Genomic DNA, 3491 nt, shown 5'->3' on the forward strand with positions numbered 1-3491 from the left:
TCCGTCATTGTTGACTCCGGTGGCAACCAGAACCGCGCACGAGACGACGCGTCCTCCTTCGCGCACTTTCATGGTGAGCGCATCAGCGGCGACGAAGGTGAAAGGCCCGGCATCGTGGAGGGGCCGGTTGCGGAACTGATCCACGTGCTCGTCCAGGTCTGTTGCCATCCGTGAGACCTGGGACTTGGACAGTCCTGTGATCCCCAGGGTTTTGACGAGCTTGTCCATACGGCGCGTGGATACTCCTGCCAGGTAGCAGTCAGCGACCACTGTGATCAACGCGGTTTCACAGCGTTTGCGCCGTTGCAGTAACCATTCTGGGAAGTAGGTGCCTGAGCGCAGCTTGGGGATCGCCACGTCGATAGTGCCGACCCTGGTGTCCAAGGGCCGGTGGCGATACCCAGGGTTAAGGGTCAAAATGTGTGTCCGGAATCGCGGATTTTCACGGATTGACCTGTAGGTTTCCGGAAAGTATATGCTCCGGAAGCATATATCTAGCCCCCGACGGGAAATCCTCGGTGTGGCAGCCGTGATGTGCTATGCGCGGCGTGGTGTGGTGTCGCAATGTCGAAGAACCAACCACGCTGCCACTGCGGCGGTGAAATGAAACGCAACGGCACCACCAGCAAAGGCACCACCAGATGGCGCTGCAAACAATGCGGCGCCTCCAGCGTCAAACGTCGAAACGACATCACCAACGCGGCAGTGTTCACCCAGTTCATCGAGCATTGCACCACCGCAATATCACTCGACGACCTAGCCAAACGAAACGGTGTTAGCCGCGCCACCATGAAGCGGCGCTTCAAGTGGTGCTGGCTCGTTGATGTGCCTGACCCCACCGCCGGCCACCACAAGCGGATCTACGACCAGGTATTTCTCGATGGCACCTACACCGCCGGTGGCTGCCTGATCGTCGCGGCGACCATCGACCACGTGATCGCCTGGCACTGGTGCAAACACGAAACCACCCGCGACTACCAACTGCTGCTTGAACGCATCGAAGCCCCACTCATCGCCGTCATCGACGGCGGCCAAGGCGCATACAGCGCAATCAAAAAGTGCTGGCCGACTACGAAAATTCAACGCTGCCTCGTCCACGCCCAACGCGTGGTCCGCCGCTACACCACCACCAACCCACGCACCGATGCCGGGCGCACCATCTACCGACTTGCGCTGAAACTGACCCGGATCACCACACTGGATGAAGCCGCCGCGTGGGGTGTGCAACTGCACGAGTTTTCAACGATCTACCGGGAATGGATGAACGAGAAAACCATGATCAAAGACCCCAAAACAGGTGCATGGACCCGCGTGTGGACCCACCACAACGTGCGCAAGGCCTACAACAGCCTCAACCATCTTTGGCGGTCCGAGATGCTGTTTGTCTACCTCAACCCGCCAGCAGGAGTCCTTGCGCCCGAGCGGATCAAATCCACCACCAACAGCTTAGAAGGCGGCATCAACGCCCAGCTCAAACTGCTCGCCAGAACCCACCGCGGCAGATCAGGCGAACGACAACGCCGCATGCTGGATTGGTGGCTCTACTTAAAAACGGAACTGCCTGACGATCCAGTACGAATCGCCAGGCAGTCCGACTGGGGCCAGGGCCAACTCGCCAAAGTATCCACCCTGACCCAAACCGAGAACCAAGCCGACCACGAAACAGGACGCCCAGCCCTCTACGACAACGCTATCGACACCGACTACACCCACTCAATCGGCATTCAAAAAGGCCAAATCTAACCCCCGCGACACGCCGAGCCAGACACACATTTTGACCCTTAACCCTTTAATGGATATAATTAGACCCATGTTGATTTCAGGTACCGCTTTCTTGCGGTTGCGCACCAACCGCTAAGGCGGTTTCCTACCCCGTAGGTTAAAAACCGCTCCGGTCCTTTAGCCGGGCGGCTATTTGTCATGCCCGGCTCCCTTTCAAATCCAAGGAGCACACCTGATGTCTGCATACGGACACGGCCGTCACGAGCATGGCCAAAATTTTCTCACCAACCACAAGATCATCAACTCCATCATCGACCTTGTGAAACAAACCTCCGGCCCCATCATTGAGATCGGACCAGGAAGCGGTGCCCTCACTCACCCGATGGCCCACTTGGGGAGGGCGATAACGGCAGTTGAAGTGGACGCAAAACTAGCTGCCAAAATCACACAAGAAACCTCCTCGGCGGCGGTCGAAGTGGTCCATGATGATTTCCTTAACTTCCGGTTACCCGCCACTCCCTGCGTCATTGTGGGAAACATTCCCTTTCACCTCACCACTGCCATTCTTCGAAAGTTGCTGCATGCGCCAGCATGGACTGACGCTGTACTCCTCATGCAGTGGGAAGTCGCTCGCCGCCGGGCCGGGGTAGGCGCAAGCACGATGATGACGGCTCAGTGGTCCCCATGGTTCACATTTCACCTGGGTTCTCGGGTACCAAGGCCTGCTTTCCGGCCACAGCCAAACGTTGACGGGGGGATCTTAGTGATCCGCCGGGTGGGTGACCCGAAGATTCCGATAGAGCAGCGCAAAGCCTTTCAGGCGATGGTGCACACCGTTTTCACTGCCCGGGGACGCGGGATAGGGGAAATTCTCCGAAGGGCAGGGTTGTTTTCATCACGTTCAGAAACACAATCATGGTTGCGCTCGCGAGGAATCGACCCCGCGACCCTACCTCCCAGATTGCACACCAACGACTGGATCGATCTCTTCCAGGTGACTGGTTCCTCTCTACCTCACCATCGACCCATTTCACCATCGGGAAGTAGTCAACGACCTCCTCAACGGAAAAACCGAAGCCGGCGGCGTTAATCCCCACCAAAACCGAAATCCACCAGTAGTACTAAAAGGGCTCTTCCGGTTTTAGAGTGCATTGATTAGTTCGCCGGGGGTTCGGGCGTGGCACAAGATATTGGGGTCCTTGGCTTTGTAGGAAAAAGGTATCTAATCCATCCGTACAAAACTAAGGACCTACTGTGCAGCCTAACGGAAATGTCATCGTCGATACCATCTGCCGCACCGCAAAACTAGGAACTACTATCACCGGTGCCACAGAAAACGGGCTCTTCATAATTGGGGGTGTAGTTGGGGTCTGAATCCGCCGGTTTCGAGGAGGCAGCGGGTGATGTAGTGGGTGAGGTTACGGAACCCGAGGGCGGAGCCGCGTAGGTGTTCGAGGCGTCCGTTGATGGCTTCGGTAGGGCCATTGGAGGTGTGGGGGTGGTCGAAGTAAGCCAGGATGTCCCCGGCTCGGCGTTTGAGTGTCCTGCCCAGCGTGATGAGCTCGGTCAGACCCCTCGGTACACGCGTGGAGGTCAGGGTGTTGATTTCGGCTTCCATCAGGGCCTTACCCGCGTCCGTGTCGGGCGCGCGGTAGGCGTCGATGATGTTCTGGTAGGCGCTCCAAGTGACCTCGAGCGCGACGTGCTCCTCACCGGAAAACAGGTTGAGTAGTTGGTGCTGCTGGCGTGGCGTGAGCAGGCATGAGCGG

General features: G+C 57.7%; 4 protein-coding genes and 1 pseudogene. 3 read left to right on the top strand and 2 right to left on the bottom strand.

Annotation, left to right across the window (positions count from 1 at the left end; translation table 11 throughout):
• Nucleotides 1–414, bottom strand: a pseudogene (locus tag HMPREF2928_RS08300) (transposase); the annotation flags it as partial.
• 150 nt (nt 415–564) lie between these two features.
• Between HMPREF2928_RS08300 and HMPREF2928_RS08305 the strand changes: the two are divergent.
• From HMPREF2928_RS08305 to erm, 3 genes are all read left to right on the top strand, one after another.
• Nucleotides 565–1743 carry an IS256-like element IS1249 family transposase gene (locus HMPREF2928_RS08305; RefSeq protein ID WP_005323424.1) on the top strand — a complete coding sequence of 393 codons (1179 nt, stop codon included), beginning with the start codon at nt 565–567 and terminating at the stop codon, nt 1741–1743.
• Between the two features lie 67 nt (nt 1744–1810).
• Entirely contained in the window at nt 1811–1858 is a 48-nt protein-coding gene (locus HMPREF2928_RS09325) for an erythromycin resistance leader peptide (protein WP_011116968.1), read from the top strand.
• A 99-nt stretch (nt 1859–1957) separates the two neighbouring features.
• Nucleotides 1958–2812, top strand: a complete 855-nt coding sequence (gene erm, locus HMPREF2928_RS08310) for a 23S ribosomal RNA methyltransferase Erm (protein ID WP_016459102.1) — start codon at nt 1958–1960, stop codon at nt 2810–2812.
• 255 nt (nt 2813–3067) lie between these two features.
• Here erm and HMPREF2928_RS08315 read toward each other — a convergent pair.
• Nucleotides 3068–3491, bottom strand: a 424-nt coding sequence (locus tag HMPREF2928_RS08315; RefSeq protein WP_141754968.1) for a transposase, incomplete at its 5' end; no start/stop codon positions are given.

The sequence above is a fragment of the Rothia sp. HMSC072B04 genome, assembly GCF_001813725.1.
Lineage (GTDB): Bacteria > Actinomycetota > Actinomycetes > Actinomycetales > Micrococcaceae > Rothia > Rothia mucilaginosa.